Origin of the sequence: Weizmannia sp. FSL W8-0676, from assembly GCF_038593015.1 — a bacterium.
Classification (GTDB): Bacteria; Bacillota; Bacilli; order Bacillales; family Bacillaceae_C; genus Weizmannia; species Weizmannia coagulans.
The window spans coordinates 1,468,574-1,486,672 of record NZ_CP151954.1 but is presented as its reverse complement, the minus strand read 5'-3'; the positions used below and the strand labels follow the sequence as shown (position 1 = coordinate 1,486,672).

Annotated in this window: 20 protein-coding genes, 2 pseudogenes and 1 riboswitch; of the genes and pseudogenes, 4 read left to right on the top strand and 18 right to left on the bottom strand. The window is 46.9% G+C overall.

What is annotated here, in order from left to right; all coding sequences use genetic code 11:
- Window positions 1–63 precede the first annotated feature (63 nt).
- The 9 genes from NST20_RS07205 to NST20_RS07165 form a co-directional block, all read right to left on the bottom strand.
- Window positions 64–720 carry an MOSC domain-containing protein gene (locus NST20_RS07205; RefSeq protein WP_265115320.1) on the bottom strand — a complete coding sequence of 219 codons (657 nt, stop codon included), beginning with the start codon at window positions 718–720 and terminating at the stop codon, window positions 64–66.
- 117 nt (window positions 721–837) lie between these two features.
- The gene (locus NST20_RS07200; protein ID WP_230951764.1) at window positions 838–1,335 is read right to left on the bottom strand and encodes a YkyB family protein; all 498 of its coding nucleotides are present in this window, start codon (window positions 1,333–1,335) and stop codon (window positions 838–840) included.
- 389 nt (window positions 1,336–1,724) lie between these two features.
- Window positions 1,725–2,369 (bottom strand): thiamine phosphate synthase, encoded by a 645-nt coding sequence (gene thiE, locus NST20_RS07195; protein ID WP_342400330.1) that lies wholly within the window; start codon window positions 2,367–2,369, stop codon window positions 1,725–1,727.
- On the bottom strand, window positions 2,366–3,172 hold the full coding sequence (thiD, locus tag NST20_RS07190; protein ID WP_013859338.1) for a bifunctional hydroxymethylpyrimidine kinase/phosphomethylpyrimidine kinase: 807 nt from the start codon (window positions 3,170–3,172) through the stop codon (window positions 2,366–2,368). Before thiD ends, thiE begins: the two co-directional genes overlap by 4 nt.
- A gap of 5 nt (window positions 3,173–3,177) precedes the next feature.
- On the bottom strand, window positions 3,178–3,990 hold the full coding sequence (thiM, locus tag NST20_RS07185) for a hydroxyethylthiazole kinase (RefSeq protein ID WP_237349281.1): 813 nt from the start codon (window positions 3,988–3,990) through the stop codon (window positions 3,178–3,180).
- 12 nt (window positions 3,991–4,002) lie between these two features.
- Window positions 4,003–4,764: a 3-oxoacyl-ACP reductase gene (locus tag NST20_RS07180; RefSeq protein WP_061566653.1), complete on the bottom strand. Its 762-nt coding sequence runs from the start codon at window positions 4,762–4,764 to the stop codon at window positions 4,003–4,005.
- A gap of 66 nt (window positions 4,765–4,830) precedes the next feature.
- Window positions 4,831–4,942: riboswitch (TPP riboswitch) on the bottom strand.
- Between the two features lie 48 nt (window positions 4,943–4,990).
- Window positions 4,991–5,416: a GNAT family N-acetyltransferase gene (locus NST20_RS07175; RefSeq protein WP_013859333.1), complete on the bottom strand. Its 426-nt coding sequence runs from the start codon at window positions 5,414–5,416 to the stop codon at window positions 4,991–4,993.
- Window positions 5,407–5,907 (bottom strand): GNAT family N-acetyltransferase, encoded by a 501-nt coding sequence (locus NST20_RS07170; protein WP_342400416.1) that lies wholly within the window; start codon window positions 5,905–5,907, stop codon window positions 5,407–5,409. Before NST20_RS07170 ends, NST20_RS07175 begins: the two co-directional genes overlap by 10 nt.
- Window positions 5,907–6,419, bottom strand: a complete 513-nt coding sequence (locus NST20_RS07165) for a GNAT family N-acetyltransferase (RefSeq protein ID WP_342400329.1) — start codon at window positions 6,417–6,419, stop codon at window positions 5,907–5,909. The genes NST20_RS07170 and NST20_RS07165 overlap by 1 nt, the downstream gene beginning before the upstream one ends.
- A gap of 157 nt (window positions 6,420–6,576) precedes the next feature.
- On the opposite strand from NST20_RS07165, the gene NST20_RS07160 reads away from it, so the two are divergent.
- The 3 genes from NST20_RS07160 (at window position 6,577) to lepB (ending at window position 8,979) form a co-directional block, all read left to right on the top strand.
- Window positions 6,577–7,320 (top strand): type II toxin-antitoxin system SpoIISA family toxin, encoded by a 744-nt coding sequence (locus NST20_RS07160; protein WP_013859330.1) that lies wholly within the window; start codon window positions 6,577–6,579, stop codon window positions 7,318–7,320.
- A 20-nt stretch (window positions 7,321–7,340) separates the two neighbouring features.
- On the top strand, window positions 7,341–7,520 hold the full coding sequence (locus NST20_RS07155) for a hypothetical protein (protein WP_029141588.1): 180 nt from the start codon (window positions 7,341–7,343) through the stop codon (window positions 7,518–7,520).
- A gap of 931 nt (window positions 7,521–8,451) precedes the next feature.
- Window positions 8,452–8,979, top strand: a complete 528-nt coding sequence (gene lepB / locus NST20_RS07150) for a signal peptidase I (RefSeq protein WP_081110489.1) — start codon at window positions 8,452–8,454, stop codon at window positions 8,977–8,979.
- Window positions 8,980–9,580: 601 nt separating this feature from the next.
- On the opposite strand, the gene NST20_RS07145 is transcribed toward lepB, so the two are convergent.
- The 3 genes from NST20_RS07145 to NST20_RS07135 all read right to left on the bottom strand — a co-directional run bounded on the left by NST20_RS07145 (window position 9,581) and on the right by NST20_RS07135 (window position 11,101).
- Window positions 9,581–10,672 (bottom strand): nitronate monooxygenase, encoded by a 1,092-nt coding sequence (locus NST20_RS07145; RefSeq protein WP_342400328.1) that lies wholly within the window; start codon window positions 10,670–10,672, stop codon window positions 9,581–9,583.
- 79 nt (window positions 10,673–10,751) lie between these two features.
- Window positions 10,752–10,976 carry a hypothetical protein gene (locus NST20_RS07140; protein ID WP_342400415.1) on the bottom strand — a complete coding sequence of 75 codons (225 nt, stop codon included), beginning with the start codon at window positions 10,974–10,976 and terminating at the stop codon, window positions 10,752–10,754.
- The gene (locus NST20_RS07135) at window positions 10,931–11,101 is read right to left on the bottom strand and encodes a hypothetical protein (protein ID WP_342400327.1); all 171 of its coding nucleotides are present in this window, start codon (window positions 11,099–11,101) and stop codon (window positions 10,931–10,933) included. Before NST20_RS07135 ends, NST20_RS07140 begins: the two co-directional genes overlap by 46 nt.
- 367 nt (window positions 11,102–11,468) lie before the next feature.
- Here NST20_RS07135 and NST20_RS07130 point away from each other — a divergent pair, with 367 nt between their 5' ends.
- Window positions 11,469–11,615 carry a hypothetical protein gene (locus NST20_RS07130; RefSeq protein WP_013859324.1) on the top strand — a complete coding sequence of 49 codons (147 nt, stop codon included), beginning with the start codon at window positions 11,469–11,471 and terminating at the stop codon, window positions 11,613–11,615.
- A 156-nt stretch (window positions 11,616–11,771) separates the two neighbouring features.
- Here NST20_RS07130 and NST20_RS07125 read toward each other — a convergent pair whose 3' ends face one another.
- The 6 genes and pseudogenes from NST20_RS07125 to NST20_RS07100 form a co-directional block, all read right to left on the bottom strand.
- Window positions 11,772–11,891, bottom strand: coding sequence for a DUF4023 family protein (locus NST20_RS07125; RefSeq protein WP_035188959.1), 120 nt, complete (start codon window positions 11,889–11,891; stop codon window positions 11,772–11,774).
- Between the two features lie 147 nt (window positions 11,892–12,038).
- Window positions 12,039–12,412 (bottom strand): annotated as a pseudogene (locus NST20_RS07120) (VOC family protein).
- A 182-nt stretch (window positions 12,413–12,594) separates the two neighbouring features.
- Window positions 12,595–15,270, bottom strand: coding sequence for a pyruvate, phosphate dikinase (gene ppdK, locus NST20_RS07115; protein ID WP_342400326.1), 2,676 nt, complete (start codon window positions 15,268–15,270; stop codon window positions 12,595–12,597).
- On the bottom strand, window positions 15,267–16,088 hold the full coding sequence (locus NST20_RS07110; RefSeq protein ID WP_013859320.1) for a pyruvate, water dikinase regulatory protein: 822 nt from the start codon (window positions 16,086–16,088) through the stop codon (window positions 15,267–15,269). The genes ppdK and NST20_RS07110 overlap by 4 nt, the downstream gene beginning before the upstream one ends.
- Before the next feature lie 187 nt (window positions 16,089–16,275).
- Window positions 16,276–17,120 (bottom strand): annotated as a pseudogene (locus NST20_RS07105) (MFS transporter).
- Between the two features lie 110 nt (window positions 17,121–17,230).
- The gene (locus NST20_RS07100; protein ID WP_195850344.1) at window positions 17,231–18,094 is read right to left on the bottom strand and encodes a hypothetical protein; all 864 of its coding nucleotides are present in this window, start codon (window positions 18,092–18,094) and stop codon (window positions 17,231–17,233) included.
- Between the last annotated feature and the right edge of the window lie 5 nt (window positions 18,095–18,099).

The window sequence follows — 18,099 nt, the reverse complement described above, 5'->3', positions numbered from 1 at the left end:
AGGGAACCCCAGTACTCCTTCGTATGTTTACATTGGAGAAAACTGTCACAGCTGCCGCTTCTTTTATCTATTCCCTTTTTTCATCCATAATTTTCGGAATGCTTTTTGCCAGTCGCCGGCAAGTGCCTTTACACTTAAAATTTCTTCTATCGCATCAAAATTTGTTCTATCATGGTATCTGATTTTATTAATATGCAGGATGGAAAGCTGTTTTTCCCCTTTTTCAAGGAGGATAAAGCTGTCATTTTTCCGGACAAAACCTTCTTCGAGCACACGCATATAGAAGCCGGACCAGCCAGTTTCCACAATATCGGCAGGAAAACTGTCCAATCCGTGTTTCGCAGCAATTTTATAGCAAGGCTCCCGCGGCTGTGATACCTGCACAACCGCTTCCCCCATTTGAAAAACATCGCCGATATGGATATCTGCTTCCGAACATCCCGAGAGCGTAATATTTTCGCCAAATGCCCCCGGCTCAAAAGTCCGGTTAAATTTCTTCCCCCATACCGGAAAATGATCACCAACATACACGCAGACTGCTTTATCCGCTCCGCCATGATGCACAAGGTCCGCCTGCTTGTCCCCTTCGAAATTTTCTTTTGCCAGATATACCGGGCCTTCCTGTGGTGTTTTAAAAATGCCACTCTGCACCACTTTCTGTTTATAGGCAAGCGCCTTTGGTTTGCCTGTATTTACCGAAACAACAACACCGTCCGCCATCATGCCTGCTCCTTTCCCAAATTGCTATCTAAATTTTACCATCATTTGCGTAAACTTTGAAAAACATTTTAAGAAAATCCCGCATGTCTCCCGTTTGACTTTCCGGATTCGCTGTTTTCAATCCTTTTGCAAAAAGGTTTCTAAAAGTTTTACCGCTTCATTATATTTTAGCGTAACTTTTCTTGTTGCCGCTGCCGGAATAATAGCAATTTCGCCCAGGTGCTTCAAACATTTCGTCTGGCCTTGTTCTGCCGGTAAATGAAAGGTGTAGTCTTCCAGCTGAATGAGCAGCAATTTCTTTCCATTCTGAGTATGATAGCCGATCATTTCAGCCTTATTTTCATCAAGCAACTTGCGGAGGACAGCATCTTTTAATGCATACAGTTTTAATTGCCGTGTTTTTGCTCTGTTGACCACACCATAATTCCTGTCAAAATAGTTTATCTTTTTTGTATCCCTGCTTTTTTTAGCTGACTTGTTGATAATATATAGAGATTCAGCGATGTTATGAATCGTCATTTCGAGTTTGGATATATCCGTTTGTCTTTGTTTCACGACCTGTGTTTCGTTTATATCGTACAAAGGATATTTTTTTCCGCGATAGCCGATTTTCATCGCTTTGGGTTCCCCGACAGGCTTCCGTTTTAATGCTTTCAGCTGTGTTTTTGTTTTCAGATTTTCCGGTACATCCTCCCATTTTCTGTAATTTTCCACTGCCTCTCCCCCTTATTCGCATAAACCATTCTCTGCGCCTTGCCAGCACAAAAAACAACAAATGATGAGAGGTTATCTGGTTTTAACAGCCCTCACCTTCCCTTCCACCGGAATGTTTGTTTGTATTTTATCACAAGAACAAACGTTTTATCAACCAAGATATTGAAAAATTCTCGCAAAAAATTCACCGCCATTCAGCCTGCTTGGCACCAAAAAAGCCAGGCTCCTACACCCGGCTTATCTTGATTCCATTTTTAAACTGTCAAAAGGCGCAGGGCTTTACGCCTTCATTATAAAGCGAGCTCCCTTTTCAACAGGACAGCTGCCGCTTCTGCATCTTCCGCGCCTGCGATCGCAGAAATGACGGAAACGCCGTCTGCGCCCGCTTCTATGACGCTTTTTGCATTGCCCGGCCCTATGCCGCCAATTCCGACAATTGGAATCCGGATGCCATTTTGGCGGATTTCGCGAATGACGGCTGTGCCTTTCGCTTCTTTCGCATCTTCTTTCGATTTCGTCGGAAAAATGGGGCCGACGCCAAGATAATCCGCGCCTCCGTTTGCTGCCTGCCTGGCTTCCTCCAACGTATAGGCCGAGACGCCGATGATCTTATCCCCAAACTTTTCTCGTACGGATGCCAGCGGTTCATCTTCCTGCCCGACATGCACACCATCAGCATCCAGTTCCAACGCAAGTGCAATATCATCATTTACAAGAAAAGGAATCCCGTTTTTTTGGCATATCCACTTCAATTTTTCACCAAGCGCTTTCTTTTCTTCGCCTTTTCGTGCACCGTTCCCTTTTTCACGGAATTGAAAAAGGGTGACGCCGCCCCTGATGGCCTTTTCCAGCACTTGTTCCGGCGGCAGCGTGCAGTTCGGGCTGCCCATAATAAAATACAGTTTCAATGCGCCACGCAAATATTCGGCTGTCATCCGTTTTTCATTCTCCTTTTTTGGTACGCCCAATGGTTTGTCGGCCCGTGCCCGTGTCCAATTTGAATGCCGTCTTCGATCGCGGCGGAAATGAATGCTTTTGCTGTCGACACTGCAGCAAATATATCCGCGCCTTTTGCCAATTCCGCCGTAATCGCCGAAGAAAACGTACAGCCGGTGCCGTGCGTATTTTTTGTTGCGTACCTTTTCGCTGTATATTCGTAAAAATTCACCCCGTCAAAAAGCAAGTCGCTCGAAACCGGGGAAGATGCGTTATGGCCGCCTTTAATAAGGACATACCGGGGGCCGCAATCCGCAATGATGCGTGCCGCTTCCTTCCGATCCCCGGCATTTCGGATGGGCATTCCTGCCAGTTCCTCTGCTTCCGGAAGATTCGGCGTCACAATGAAGGCGAGCGGAAGCAGCTTGCTTTTTAAGGCTTGAACCGCTTCCTTTTGCAAAAGGGTTTCCCCGCCTTTTGCAATGATCACCGGGTCCACAACGAGTTTTTCCCAGCGGTAGGTTTTGATTTTTTCCGCGGCCACTTCGATGATGCCGGAATCAAACAACATGCCGGTTTTTAGCGCATCCGTCCCCATATCTCCGGCAATGGACTCCAATTGGCGGGAGACGGCTTCGGGTCCGAGCGGAAATACCCCCTGGACGCCGCGTGTATTTTGCGCTGTCACCGCGGTAATCACGGACATGCCGTATACTTCCAATTCCTGAAATGTTTTCAAGTCTGCCTGGATGCCGGCACCGCCCCCGGAATCAGAACCGGCAATGGTAAGTGCTTTTTTCATGACGTTCATCCTTCTTTCTTTTCAAAAGAGGCATATTTTTGGATTTCTTCAGCCCCTATTTCTGCCAGCTGGTCTAAAAATGCCATTTGAAAACTGCCCGGCAAATCCCCGCCTGTTTTTTCCCTTGCGATTTCCGCAGCAGCGCCGTAAATCGCAAGCGCCGAAACGGATGCCTGAACCGGATCTTCCTCAACAGCGAGAAAGGCGCCGCAAACTGCGGACAAAAGGCAGCCTGTCCCGGTGACTTTTGTTAAAAGCGGGTGGCCGTTATGTACGAGATAGAGTTCGGAACCGTTTGACACCGCATCTGTCTTGCCGCTTACCACGACCGTTGTATGAAGCGTTTTTGCTGCTTTCAAAGCGAGTTCGCCCGTATCCAGGCTGGTATCTCCTGCATCGACGCCTTTAACTTTGGCATCTATTCCGACCAGATTGGCGATTTCTCCGGCATTTCCCCTGATGGATGTGAAGCGGATTTCTTTCAGCAATTTTTTTGCCGTTTCTGTCCGGTAACGGGTTGAACCGGCAGCTACCGGATCAAGGACGACCGGAACGCCATTTTCATTTGCAGACTTTCCCGCCAAAATCATGGCTTCGACGGCTTTTTCATTCAAAGTGCCGATATTTAATACGACCGCATTTGCCGCTTTCGCCATATCGGCAACTTCTTCCACCGCATCGGCCATTACCGGAGATGCGCCAAGTGCCAGCAGCCCGTTTGCTGTGAAATTAGCCACCACAATATTCGTGATATTATGGATAAGCGGATTGGCTTCCCTGATTTTTTCAAGCAGTTCAATTGGTTTTTCCTTTTCCATTTTCATTCCCTCCTAATCCATTACAAGTCCGCCGTCAACGACGAGGTTTTGCCCGGTTACCGCCCTGGCCCATGGCGATGCAAAAAACAACACGGCATCCGCAACGTCTTCCGGTTCTGTCACCCTTTGCAGCGGGGTTGTTGCCTGAATCAATTGAAAAACCTCTTCAGATGTGGCCGCACTTGCATCCGTCGTTTTCAGAAGGCCGCCGGATACCATATTAACGGTAATGCCATATTGCCCCAGATCTTTCGCCATGCTCCGGGTGAAGCCGAGGAGCGCAGCCTTGCTCGTATTGTAATCATGGTAGGCGACAACCGGATTTTGAAACAGGTTTGTGCCAATATTGATCACCCTGCCGAAATGCAGCCGTTTCATTCCCGCAAGGCCGGCCTGGATGGTATTTAATGCGCCGCGAACCGCACCTTCCATCTGCAGGCTGTATTCCTCCCACGAAATCCGGGAAGCATCGTGCCGGGATTCCGGATCAAAGCGGAAATGCACAAGGGCATTATTTACAATCGTCGTGACAGGCCTGGAAAAATAAGCTTCGGCCTGCCGGAACATCTTTCTTACCTGGACCGGATCCCTTACATCCGCCTTCAGGGCAACCGCTTTTTCGCCTAAAATATGCTGAAGGTCCTTTGCCTTCCCCTCACTCTCAAAATAGTTGATGACAACGCCCGCCCCCTCTCTTGCAAAAGCTTTTACAAGCGCCTTGCCCAACCCCCTGCTTCCGCCGGTGACGGCAACCACCTGCTCATCGAGTTTCATTTGTCCCACCCCTTTCCATGCAAAAAAGCCAGGCCCGAAAAGACCTGACTTTATCAGCAAGAAATTTTTTACAAATTCCTACTTTCCTACGCCGGTATGATCCGGATCAGGTCCAAAGGGTTGAAAAACGCCGGTTTTTCTCTCAGCCCGCCAGATCCGGGCACCCCTAGTAGTTTGAAAGATTATTTTTTAGCTATTATATCCCTTTCCAACGAAGATGTAAAGTTTACAATCTTTTTAAAAAAACATAACTGACTTTATCATAATCCATTTTTTCTTCATAAAACCGGTGGGCGTCTTTTCTTTGCAGGCCGGATGACAGGGAAACAATGCCGTATCCGTTTTCGCCGGCCTGTTTTTCCACATGCGCCAAAAGCCTGGCACCGTACCCTTTTGATCTGTGCGCTTCATCCGTCACCAGGTCGCATACCCAAATAAACCGCCCGTTGTACAAGGTAATCATCGGCATATAGCCGGTTACCGCCACAATGTTTCCGTCATCTATTACTGCGGCCATCTTGTAATCCGATTTTTCTGCCGCCTCTTCCACCAGCTGGAGATAGTGTTCTTCGTCCAAATGTTTACGCAGCTGTTTCATCACCGGAAACGCTGCTTTCCACTCTTCCCGGTTTGCAAGTTCTTTTATTTCCATCTGTATATCCCTTCTTTGCCTAAATGGTAATGCATAATAATCAATTCGCCTTTTTTTCCAAACATCCTGCCCCCTTCATCCACAAACCCGGCTTGTCTGTACAAATTTTGGGCAGCAACATTTTCCGTATTCACCCCAAGAACCATCTGCTCTATTTCCGGAAAATGGGTACGGACAAAATGGGGCAGCTGTTTTAAACATTGCCTGGCGTATCCTTTTCCCTGCTGGTGGAAATCGGTTGAAAACGTCCGCAGCAATATGGCATGCGGATGACTTGTATATGGCCTGGCGCCATTTTTTTCATGAAGCACAAAAAAGTTTGTGATCATGTTATGGCGGACTGCAACAACAGGGTGCCGTTCCGGATCCTCTTTTGCAAGGGCAATGGCTTCATCCGGATGGCCGGTGAAACGGAGCTGATCATCCGTTATTGTATAGTTGTCCAATTGCTGCTTGAAATCATCATTGTAAAAGACCAGTTCCAATTCCATTACCCCTTGCATGTCGTTTCTACCAAATCGAGGGATAACCGTACCATATCCCGGCAGCGAATCCCGTTTTCATATATCGTTTCAGCATAATGCCTGACGAAAAAGCCTCTGTCCACCCCGGAGATCCGGAAACCGCATTTTTGATACAAGGCCAGCTGGCTGATGCTGGAATTGCCGGTGCCTACTTCGATCGTTTTAAATCCTCTTTTTCCTGCCCTCCGGATGGCATCCAGCACAAGCCGTTTTCCAAAGCCTTTCCCTTGATGTTCTTTTGCAACCGCCACATTCGCCAATTCCACGATTCCCGGCCTCGCCGGTAGCAGGATGTAAACGCCGATCACCTTTTCTTCAATTTCCGCCACATAGCATTCTCCGCGGTTGGCATAAGCCATCACCATTTCGCGTGACGGGTCGGCAAGGAGCAGTAAATCCATCGGAAGTTTTTCCTTGCCGCCCAGCCGCCGGATGCTTAACGCATTTTTTGCTTCCAAAACTGCCAGCTCCCCATCCATATGTTGTTAAATTCTAACATATCTTTCTTTATCAGTCTATCATCCTAGGAACATTTCATCAATTCTGCCTTTTATGCAGGAATGCAAACAAAAGTTCCCCTTTTTATGATAAAATAATGGCAGACAGTACTTTTCGGGAATATAGGGGGGCGGAGATTTGGAAACGCTGTTTTTTAAAACTTTTGTTTGGCTTTGTTTTGCCGGTCTCGTGATCTATACTTACCTGTATGGAAAAAATGAAGAAAAGATGGATGCAAAAGTTTTTCTGATCCGGAAAATCTGGTATTTGGTTTATTTATTCGGTGCGCTGGTTTACTGGACGATCCATCCGGCGAGCATTTTCATGAATTTTAAAAACTATGCCATCACCGCGCTTATTTTTGCAGCAATCGACGGTTTTATTTTTTTAAATATGTATTTCCGCAAAGCCGGAAAATATGAATTGGAAAGATTTACGAAAACCGTTTCTGCAAATGAGTCTCTGATCCAGGACAATCTGTTAATGGCTAAAAATATGCTCGACATCTTGAATGATGAGGGCATCGTAGGGTATTATGGTAGTAAAGAAGGATATCTGTTAGGTTTAAAAGAAGTGCTGGCATCTTATGCGGAAAAAGCGGATATGAGCGTTAACATTTTGCCGTTTACCACCCCGCCAGAAAAAGATCAGGCATTGTACAGTTTCGCAAATCCCGGTTCCGCCCGCGCGAAATTGGACAGGCTGGAGACGGTGTATCATATTGATGAAAACTATGCGCTCCATCCGATTTATCTGTTTCATGATGCATTGTATCTATTAAAAATATCCGGTTCCAGAGCCATTACAGAAATGGATTGTATCCTGTTTGTCATCATGGCCCATGTTTATGATTTCGCGGCTCCGCCGGACGACATGGATTGAAAAACAAGGCGGTGACAAAAATGAAAAAAAACAGCGCGCTCCTGGCACAGAGAAATGAAACCGGAAATATCCGGAGAACTTTCAGAAGAAAATCAAGAGTCCGTGTTCCTTCGGTTGGCACAAGCCCGACGACTTTAAAAATCATGAAAGAAAACGAACAGATCCTGAAAAAGTACGGCAAAAAATCTTCAGGGCAATAACAAACCGGTTATTGCCCTTCATATTTTTTCGCAGCTTTGCATACACTATTGCAGATAATCAGCTGAGGTGATCATGTGAAAAAGTTCCATAAAGAAACAAGCGTTTACTCTCCGCCCCCTTCCGCTTCCCCAATGGAAAAAAACAGACAGCGGAACTCCTCAGCTTTATGGATAAGCTGAAAAATAAGCGGGCAACATGAAACATCCGCAGCCAGTAAAAATACAGTCAGCCCCATAAGCTTTTTTTAACATCCAGCAGCCCCCTCAGCTCAGCACTTTTTTATGAAAACTCGGCTATAACTTCCCATCCCGCCCAAAACAACAGCAGGACGCTATCTGCTGCCGCGTTTTTCAGCATTCTTAATGCGTTTTGATCAGGATGGCACCCATCACAATACAGAATGCTGAAAGGTACATCCACCAGGTTGGCAGTATAGGGAAAACCGATAATACATCGAATATTTCAATCAGCACAAATACCTTTTGGGTTTTCGGGGAAAATTCCCGGTAGGCTTTCCATTCTTTTCTGAACTACAAAATGCCAAACGGAAGAAGAATCACCCCAGCCACCACCAAAATCACGCCAGCCAGTTTCAAAAAATCATCCCCTGTCTGCAAGCGTTACTTCCTATACTAAATATTGCGGGCACACTTCTTGTGCATTGAATATTGTGAAATCATCTGCAGTAACATTATTCTCCCGAGCCCCACTTGGCAAAACAGAAAGCCGGGCATTGATAATCATATTTTTGCAAATTGATCTTCCTTTTCCTACCCAAATAGCCTAAATTATTTTGCACAAATCGCTCCCGCGTTCCCATTTCTTATGTTTATAACATTGGAATGTTGCATATTATTAAATAATATAAAGGATTTCCTGCCTTTCTGGAAGAATAGATTACGATGAAGATATGTTATGGGAGCTGGTCAAATGAGCAAAGGAATAAAAAGCTTGTTAAAATCATTCATATTTGCCATTCTGCTTGTGGGGGTCATCAGGGGATTTTTCATTGCCCCTTATATGGTTGAAGGGGAATCAATGGAGCCGACACTTCATAACCATGATAAAATTCTCGTCTATAAAGCCCATTCTGCTGCCGATTACAAAAGAGGCGACATCGTCATCATCAAGGGGGAAACAGAAAACTATGTAAAGCGGATTATTGGCCTTCCCGGAGATACAATTCAAGTCAAAAATGACCATCTCTATATTAATGGGAAATTGCACAAAGAACCTTACCTTGCGAAAAACCTGAAAGCAGCACGTAAAGAAGGCAGCAAGCTGACGAATAATTTCGGTCCTCTCGCCGTGCCAAAAAATAAATATTTCGTAATGGGCGATAACCGGATGTACAGCGAAGACAGCAGAAACGGGCTCGGCCTTATTCCGAAGAAAGAACTGGCGGGAAAAACCGAAGCGGTATTTTACCCGCTCTCGCAAATCCGGGAAGTCCGTTAACTATTCTTGCGGGCAGAGCCGGTATCTATTAATAAAAAGCAGGGGGGAATTTCCTTGAAACACGCTTTAGTGGCAGGCAGAACCGGCATGCTTCCCGCTTTACATCAATGAATTTCAAATTTCTTCCCCTAATGCTTTTAAAATATTGCTCCAATCAACAAGAAAATAATGCTTGCTAATAAGAAAGCTGAAGGAACACCTATTAAGCCTCTATTTAGATATAACTTAAATCCATCATACTTTGTATTAAACGATAATCTGGGGATATAATACGAAATCAAGATAATCACTGATACCACAATAAAGATAGCTGTAATACTGTCCATCGTTTTCATCACCTCTTCATAAGATTATCGTGCCCATTAATTTCCGTTTTTTCTATCCTGAAAAATTGCACCGGCTGATTTTCATTCTTCCTCTGGTGCCGCGTTCACTGCGGCATGGGTGTCTAAATCCAAATAGTTTGCCACTCTTTATATTTGCACTCAGAGGAGCAAATATGGCTCCTAATATGGTTTCTGCTACAGTCCAGGCAATGACTGGACTTAACGCTACAGGTGGTGCCGGTGCCTTGATACCTTGTTTCATTGCCGGTAAAAATCTATAGGGATTGAGGCATTTTGCCCATGATTTCTTCAGCTTCTTTTATGACATGGTCAATCAATGCTTTTGCCGTTTGATGTTTTGCGAGCCGCGGGCTTTGGCCGGACCAAAGTGACATAAACTCACGGTTGTTCTGCTTTCCGGCAGCCTTTCTGATATCCTGTGTGAGCGCATTTTGCACGGGATAATCCGGAAAAAGCGCTTCATGCGGCTTCATTTCCGAGATAAACGCATTTTTTACGCCTCTTGCCCATTTTCCGGAAAATGACCGGGTGAGGACAAGCTCATCTTCTTTCGCATGGAGAACGGCTTCCTTATGGGCCTGATGTGCGCCGCTTTCCTTACAGGCCAGGAAGGCGGTTCCCATTTGCACGCCTTTTGCCCCCAAGCAAAGCGCTGCTGCAAGCCCCCTGCCATCCATAATACCGCCTGCCGCAATGACGGGAATCCGGACATTGTCGGCAACCTGGGGAACCAGTGACATCAGGCCAATCATGCTTTCCTCATGGTCTTTCAAAAAGTTTCCCCGGTGGCCCCCCGCTTCACTGCCTTGCGCAACCACCATATCCATCCCGGCCTGCTCCGCTTCAACCGCTTCATCGACGGTTGTTGCCGTTCCAATTAGGAGGATCCCGTTTTGTTTCAGCCTTTCGATCACTTCCCCGGAAGGTATTCCAAAAGTGAATGAACAAACAGGCACTTTCTCTTCGACAGCCACTTGCACCTGTGCCAAAAATTGATTTTGCACGCGATGAAGATCAGGAACTTCTATTTCTGCTTTTGCCTCTATTTTTAACTGTTTGCGGACCCGATTTAAAATGTCATTTGCGGCTGTTATTTTTTCATTTGCCGCTTCAAACCCGCCGGGAACAAAAAAATTGATGCCAAAAGGGTTTCCGGTTAACTGTTTGATTTCCCGGATTTGTTCTTTTGTTTGGGCAGCGGTCAAGTACCCCGCCCCGATCATGCCCAGCCCGCCGGCGTTTGACACCCCAGCCACCAACTCTGGTGTTGTGATGCCCCCTGCCATCGGAGCCTGAATCATCGGGTACCGTGTTTTCAGCCGTTTGGCCAAATCGTTTTTCAACATCCAAATTCCTCCCCTTTGCCTTTCCCCCATTGTAACAGGTTTCCATATTGTTTTAAACGTTTTCAAAATAATGAAAACATTATTTGGAGGGGGCAACCGTTCCTTGGTGAAAAACCATTTTCCAGCTCCTGTCCGTATATTTCCAAATGGAACTGCGCAAGGTTTGCTGCTTTCTTGTTCGGTCGTCCACCCTGCAGGTTGCAAGGACCACGCCATCAGCCAATGGATGCATTTCAAAATCTGTAAGCGCCATCTCCCTCACCCCAATGCCGCCCGGTCCGGTATATTTCCGTTTATGCCAGATTTTTCCCGATGAGCCGAATTCAAAAAAGATTCCGCCAGCAATGCGCTCAATTTTGCCGGATCCGAGCGTGTCGAAGGTTCAAGCAGCGATTTTTCCAATCGGAGGATATGTTCTTTAAGTGACAAGATTTTGCATCCTTTCTTCTTTAAGATTTGTTTACTATGCTACATAAAGCGAACGAAATTTTGCCATTCTGTTGCCTGTCCAAATGAATGATGTGATTTTTATTAGTTTTAAAGCAGAGCTTTTCAAAATATGGGCAGAAAAAACTTTTCCGTATCAATATGTTGTATTTACGTTGTTTTTCTGTTATAATTTTATCAGTGTAAAGCCCGAGTCCCGCAAAAAATTCCTGCGCACGACGGATAACATGAAACTGCCCGCTGCAATATTTTTACTACTAACTGCATCTTCAACTACTAACAAACTTTCCGAACGAAGCATATGTTTTAAAAAAAGAACAATGGGTAAACAAAGAAGAGGTGATAACATATGAGAAACAGAATTTTCAACTTCATTATTGACGGACGATTGATTACTGTAAAAGGAAAGTCCGTTAAAGAAGCAAAGCGCCATGCACAACAAATTGCGCGAAGTATGAAAGCGGAAGAAAACATGGGCAACCAGTCAGCCATCTGATTGGCTGCCTTTTCCATTTTTCCGGGTAAACAGGCATCTCAGCGGTAAAGAAATGTTTAGTTTTTTATAACATTATTATGTAAACTAGTTCCCGTTTTTTGGAGCGTGGCTGTCCCGTTCTTTTGAAAAATGGCGTGTATTCCACACGCCATTTTTTTAGTGCCGGTTTGTCGGCAGCTTTTCACTCGGGCTTCCGTTCCCCTGCCGTTTTTTATTTTGTTCCTGCTTCTTTTGCTGTTCATTCAGCTTCTGCACATATTTATGGGTGTTGTCCATGTTTATACCTCCTTCCGTCCTTGTTACTTTAACCAAGACCCGGGCAGGCATGCACGCATTTTGGATTTCCAGACGGATTTGCTTTCATGATTGCGCAATTTTACAGTGATATTGCCAATTTCTCATTTCACCATTTTGCACGTTTTTTTACTTGCTCTTCCATTCTAAAAATTCGAGCCGGTTTCCGAATGGATCAGTTGCGTAAATACGCGCTGCTCCTGGAAGCTTGCCGTCTTCTGCCCACTTAACTTGATAGCGGGCAAACCTGTCTTTCAAGCTTTCGAGATTTCTGACTTCAAATGCAGGATGCGCTTTTTTGGCGGGTAAAAAAGGTTCTTCAATGCCGATATGGATTTGTATTTTTCCGTTTTGAAACCAGCAGCCGCCGCGTTTTTTCAATTCTGCCGGTTTTCAACTTCTGTAAATCCGAGGATTTCCGCGTAAAACTTTTTGGCTGTCTGTTCACTGCCACGTGGAGCAGCAAGCTGGACATGGTCGATTGCGATAAAATGAAATGCCACCCTCATCCCTCCTCCCCTTAATCTTACATTCCTTCTTTTATCATTATAAATAATGGCTTTTTCATCTTAATTGATATGTTTTACTTATGAGTTAGCACGCCCCGGCATGCTTTTTTCATGAGCCTGCCAGAAAAAAAAGCACACGGGGGGGGTAACCCGCCGTGCGCTTTGTAAAAAATGATTTATTTTGCAGCGACTGTCACTTTACCGGTGTCTTCTTTTTTGTTCCGGATGGTGGCCTGTGCAGCGGCGAGCCTTGCGAGCGGTACGCGGTAAGGCGAGCAGCTGACGTAGTTCAGGCCCGTTTTGTAGCAGAATTCGATCGAGCTTTTTTCACCGCCGTGTTCGCCGCAAATGCCGGTTTTCAAGCCCGGTTTTGTCTGGCGGCCGAGTTTGACGCCGGTTTCGACAAGTTTGCCGACGCCTTCCTGGTCAAGGACGGCAAACGGATTTTCCGGCAGCACTTTTTGCTCGATATACTGCTGCAAAAATTTTCCTTCCGCATCGTCGCGGCTGAAGCCGAATGTCGTTTGCGTTAAGTCATTCGTGCCAAACGAGAAGAAATCGGCTTCTTCTGCAATTTGGTCTGCGGTAAGGGCGGCGCGCGGTATTTCGATCATCGTGCCGACTGTATAATCGAATTTCAAGCCCTTTTCCTCCATGACCTGATTCGCCATATCCGTCACGAGCGCGCGCATCCGTTTCAGCTCATTCACATGGCCGACAAGCGGAATCATAATTTCCGGCTGGACTTTTATTCCCTTTTGCAGGACGGCAGCGGCAGCGTAAAAAATTGCTTTGACCTGCATTTCGTAGATTTCAGGGAAAATCATGCCGAGCCGGCAGCCGCGGTGGCCGAGCATCGGATTGAATTCAGCAAGATGCTGGACTTTTTTCAGCAAGTATTCTTTTTCTTCCAGTTCTTTTGAGCCTGGTGCCGTAAGCTGCAGTTTTGTTACTTCTACTAGCAGTTCTTCCTTATCCGGCAAAAATTCGTGCATTGGCGGATCGAGCAGGCGGATCGTCACCGGATGGCCGGCCATTTCCTCAAAGATGCCTTCAAAATCGCCCTGCTGCATCGGAAGCAGTTTATCCAAAGCTTTTTCGCGCTCTTCCAAAGTCTCGGCGAGGATCATTTCCTGAACGATCGGCACGCGCTTAATGTCCATAAACATATGCTCCGTCCGGCAAAGGCCGATGCCGTCTGCACCGAATTCGAGCGATTTTTTCGCGTCCGCCGGGTTGTCGGCATTGGCGCGCACGCCGAGATCGCGCACCTCATCCGCCCATTCAAGCAGCGTTTTGAATTCGCCGGAAAGCTCAGGGTCGATCATCGGGACTTCGCCGAGCATCACTTCACCTGTCGAACCGTCGATCGTGATGACATCCCCGTAACGGACAACCGTATCGCCGACCGTAAATTGTTCCGCTTTCAAATCAATTTTCAAAGATTCGCAGCCGCAGATGCATGCTTTCCCCATCCCGCGCGCGACAACCGCCGCATGGCTCGTCATCCCGCCGCGGCTTGTCACAACCGCCTGGGATGCAATAATGCCGTGAATATCATCCGGTGTCGTTTCGGGGCGGACTAAAATCACTTTTTTCCCTTCCTTGCCGAGCCGTTCCGCTTCATCAGCATCAAATACAACGGCGCCGGTTGCAGCTCCCGGGGATGCCGGCAGCCCTTTTGCAAGATGGTTTTTGGCCGCGACATCATCAATACGGCGGTGCAGGAGCTGATTCAACTGTTCCGGATCAACCCTTAAAAGCGCTGTCTTTTTATCGAGAATGCCTTCTTTCACCATTTCAACGGCTATGCGGATTGCAGCCTGCGCCGTCCGTTTGCCGTTCCGGGTTTGCAAAAGGTACAGTTTGCCGCGTTCCACCGTAAATTCAATGTCCTGCATGTCTTTGTAGTGTTCTTCCAGTAATTTGCTTGTTTTTACAAACTGGCGGTACACTTCCGGCATGTCTTTTGCCAGCACCTGGATCGGCTGCGGGGTGCGGATGCCGGCGACGACATCCTCGCCTTGGGCATTGATTAAATATTCGCCGTACAGCACGCGTTCGCCTGTTGACGGGTTCCGTGTAAAAGCGACGCCGGTTCCGGAATCATCCCCCATATTTCCGAATACCATGCTTTGGATATTGACGGCGGTCCCGAGATGGTCCGGAATTTTATTCAGGCGGCGGTATACAATGGCACGCTGGTTATTCCACGAATCGAAAACGGCATTTACGGCAAGGTACAGTTGCGTTTTCGGGTCTTGCGGGAAATCCTGTTTCGTATGTTTTTTAACGATTTTTTTATAGCCGGCTATGATGTCTTTCCAGTCTTCCGCAGTCATTTCCGGATCAGCTGTATACCCTTTTTGTTCCCGGGTTTGTTCAAGCAAGTGTTCGAAATGGTATACATCAATGCCGAGCACCACGTCAGAAAACATTTGGATAAACCGGCGGTACGAATCGTAAGCAAAGCGCGGATTGCCGGTCAGTCCTGCGACAGCTTCCACGGTCTCGTCGTTCATGCCGAGGTTCAGTACCGTATCCATCATCCCCGGCATCGAAAACACAGAGCCGGAGCGGACGGAGACGAGCAGCGGGTTCTCCTTGCCGCCCAGTTTTTTGCCGGTTTTTTCTTCCAGTGTCAAAAGCGCTTCTTCAATTTGCGTTTCGACTGCGCCCGAAATTTTTTTGCCGTTTGCATAATAGTCATTGCATGCCTCGGTTGTAATTGTGAAACCGAACGGCACCGGCAGGCCGATGTTTGTCATTTCCGCTAGATTGGCCCCTTTGCCGCCGAGCAGGTCGCGCATATGGCTGTTGCCTTCGTTGAACAAGTAGACAAATTTTGTCATTTGAGCAGCTCCTCCCTGTTTTTGAACATTTCAATAATAAGGCTTGCTGTTTCCTCCACCGCTTTATTCGAAACATCAATGACCGGGCATCTGAGTCTCCGCATGATGTTCTCCGCGTAAACGAGTTCTTCATAAATCCGTTCAAAGCTCGCATAATTGGCGTCCGATTTTAAACCCATTGCCCTGATCCGTTCTTTCCGGATTTCATTCAGTTTCTCGGGCGAAATCATCAGCCCGATGCACTTTTCCCGCGGGATGGAAAACAATTCATCAGGCGGCGCGATTTCCGGCACGATCGGGACATTCGCCACTTTAAAGCTGTGGTGCGCCAAATACATGGACAACGGCGTTTTCGACGTCCGGGAGACGCCGAGCAGGACAATGTCCGCTTTTTTCAGCCCGGTTGGATCGCGCCCGTCATCATATTTCACGGCAAATTCAATGGCTTCGATTTTTTTAAAGTATTCCTGATCCAGCTTGCGCATTAATTTCGGGCGATGGTACGGCTCCTTGTGAAACTTTTTCATAAAAGCTTCCATCAACGGATTCATCAGGTCGACCGCAATAACCCCCTCTTCGCCGGCGCGGCGGTCAATGTATGCTTTCAAAGGGGTAACGACAATCGTGTAAGCAATGATGGCATTTTGTTTTTTTGCCGCCTCAATTACCGGTTCGATATCGTCTGTTTCTTCCACATGCGGGTGCCGCCTGATTTCAATGTGGCCGCCGTTAAACTGCGCAGCAACCGCTTTTACAACAAATTCAGCCGTTTCTCCGACCGAGTCCGAGATGATATGCACTATTTCTTTTTGTTCCATGTATCGTTCCCATCCTTTTCGAACCGGAAAATGGCTCCGTATGTATGTGGTTTCTTTTCACTGCCCCTCCCGTATGCCACCAGTATATGCACTGTTTGACAAATGTGTTATACTTTTCGTTCATTAGTATAACACATTTAAAAGGATACGTGAACCATTTTACCGGTTTTTTTAAAAATTTTTATTATCATTCAAACGGGCAGCTGCTGTGCGCCGTTTCCCGGATCATCACCGTCCCGAGCACGCCAAAAAGCGAAAAGAACGCCGGGATTAAAAAGCCGTAATGGTAACCGGCCGCATCAGCAGCATTGAAATGGTCCAGCACTTTCCCAAACAAGCTCGGCAAGAGCACCGCGCTTAAAAAGCCGCCGGTATTGGCAAATCCGGAAACCGATCCGACTTCCCTCACGTCAAAGGAGTGGCGGACTTTCGCATGCGCATGTGCTCCCCCTTCCCGTTTTTGCGGCAGCCGGATAAGCACGGCATACAGCATCACCGTACTTGCAAGCAGCAGGATGCCGGTTACAAAAAACGGCAGGCGCCATCCTGAAGCTGATATTCAGGCTGTCAGCGGAACGGTTGCGAGCAAAGAACCCACGCTTCCGCCCATGCCGGCATAACCGATCAGCCCGACAAACTCTTTCGCATAAAACCACTGGCTTAAGATCAGGACAAGATTAATCAAATGGCCGCATCCCCCATGCCGGCGAGCACCCGGGATATGAGCAGGCACGCTTCATTCGGCGAGATGCTGTATAAGAACGTGCCGATGCCGCTAAATAAAGTGCCTGTAACCAGAAAAATATTCGGCCCGAACCGGTCGGAAAACATCCCAATCGGAATTTGCAGCCCCGCATAAGCGAGAAACTGCACACCTGTCAACAAACCGATGACGGACGCTGTCAAATGAAACTCGCTCATCAGTTTATCCGGAATCAAGCCCGGTGCCGTTCGCTGGCTGACAATCACCATATAGGAAAACAGCACCGCGAAAAAAACAATCCATCTGTACTTGCTTTTTTGTCTGTCCAATCTGCTCTACCCCTGTTTTATTTGTAATTTATTACTATTATAATCTATTTTTGCGCAAAAACATTTTCAATTTTCAAATCCGCATAAAAAACTCCCGGCGCGGGAGTTTTTTATGCATTTGCCGGCTGCCATTTGGCACGGACCAGGATCCATTTGCCGTCTTCAAAATACCATGTTGCCTTGACATCGCCCAGTTTATCTGCATGATAGGCGCCGCTTATTTGCTGGTAACCTTCGAGCCCGCATCCTTTTTTGCCTTTTATTTTCACCGGTTTGTAAACCGCCACCGGATCGATCATCAGTTCAAACGGTTCATTGAGCATTCCATCCTTTTGGTAAATGCCGAGCCGGATATAATCTTTTTTCCGTTTTCTTAAATCAATCAGGAATGTTTCGTTCGTATTTTCAATGTTAAGCCTTGCCGACAGGGCATTTTCAAATTTGCCGCTAAGCTTTAACACGGGCGGCATCGGCAAATATTTTAAAATGCCGCCTTTCAGCGTATCGAGGCGGTACTGGTTTATGCCCCCGCTTCCGCCGCTGTTGCTTGATCCGAGCATGTCCTTTACACCGTCATGGTTGAGGTCTTTGAACCGGATTTCCGGTTCATACCCGGGCTCATACGGCAGTTTATATTTCTTTCCTTCCGACGCGGCAATCCGCGCCCAAATCTTTTTCATATACGGGCTGCCAGCAGCAAACGGGATGCCTTCCAGTATAATCGCATCCTTTTTTCCGTCCCCGGTTACATCCGCCTCATACCGGTGAATCACCATTTTGCCGGCTTTCGTCTTCCCGCCCGCGTCCGCGATCACAACCGTGCCGGCTGCCATAAACCATAATGCGAGCAGTGCAAGCATGTATTCTTTTTTCATCTTCTCACCCCGCATCCGTTTTCCTTTAGGATACGCCGCAAGAATAGAATTATGTAAAACTTGCCTGAAGATGGAAAAAGTGTTTGCCGAAAACGGCAAACACT

Coding starts and splice junctions, on each gene's coding strand:
- NST20_RS07205 (WP_265115320.1), bottom strand. CDS start 720: ATGGCGGACGGTGTTGTTGTTTCGGTAAATACAGGCAAACCAAAGGCG.
- NST20_RS07200 (WP_230951764.1), bottom strand. CDS start 1,335: ATGAAAATCGGCTATCGCGGAAAAAAATATCCTTTGTACGATATAAAC.
- thiE (WP_342400330.1), bottom strand. CDS start 2,369: ATGACAGCCGAATATTTGCGTGGCGCATTGAAACTGTATTTTATTATG.
- thiD (WP_013859338.1), bottom strand. CDS start 3,172: ATGAAAAAAGCACTTACCATTGCCGGTTCTGATTCCGGGGGCGGTGCC.
- thiM (WP_237349281.1), bottom strand. CDS start 3,990: ATGGAAAAGGAAAAACCAATTGAACTGCTTGAAAAAATCAGGGAAGCC.
- NST20_RS07180 (WP_061566653.1), bottom strand. CDS start 4,764: ATGAAACTCGATGAGCAGGTGGTTGCCGTCACCGGCGGAAGCAGGGGG.
- NST20_RS07175 (WP_013859333.1), bottom strand. CDS start 5,416: ATGGAAATAAAAGAACTTGCAAACCGGGAAGAGTGGAAAGCAGCGTTT.
- NST20_RS07170 (WP_342400416.1), bottom strand. CDS start 5,907: ATGGAATTGGAACTGGTCTTTTACAATGATGATTTCAAGCAGCAATTG.
- NST20_RS07165 (WP_342400329.1), bottom strand. CDS start 6,419: ATGGATGGGGAGCTGGCAGTTTTGGAAGCAAAAAATGCGTTAAGCATC.
- NST20_RS07155 (WP_029141588.1), top strand. CDS start 7,341: ATGAAAAAAAACAGCGCGCTCCTGGCACAGAGAAATGAAACCGGAAAT.
- lepB (WP_081110489.1), top strand. CDS start 8,452: ATGAGCAAAGGAATAAAAAGCTTGTTAAAATCATTCATATTTGCCATT.
- NST20_RS07145 (WP_342400328.1), bottom strand. CDS start 10,672: ATGTTGAAAAACGATTTGGCCAAACGGCTGAAAACACGGTACCCGATG.
- NST20_RS07130 (WP_013859324.1), top strand. CDS start 11,469: ATGAGAAACAGAATTTTCAACTTCATTATTGACGGACGATTGATTACT.
- NST20_RS07125 (WP_035188959.1), bottom strand. CDS start 11,891: ATGGACAACACCCATAAATATGTGCAGAAGCTGAATGAACAGCAAAAG.
- ppdK (WP_342400326.1), bottom strand. CDS start 15,270: ATGACAAAATTTGTCTACTTGTTCAACGAAGGCAACAGCCATATGCGC.
- NST20_RS07110 (WP_013859320.1), bottom strand. CDS start 16,088: ATGGAACAAAAAGAAATAGTGCATATCATCTCGGACTCGGTCGGAGAA.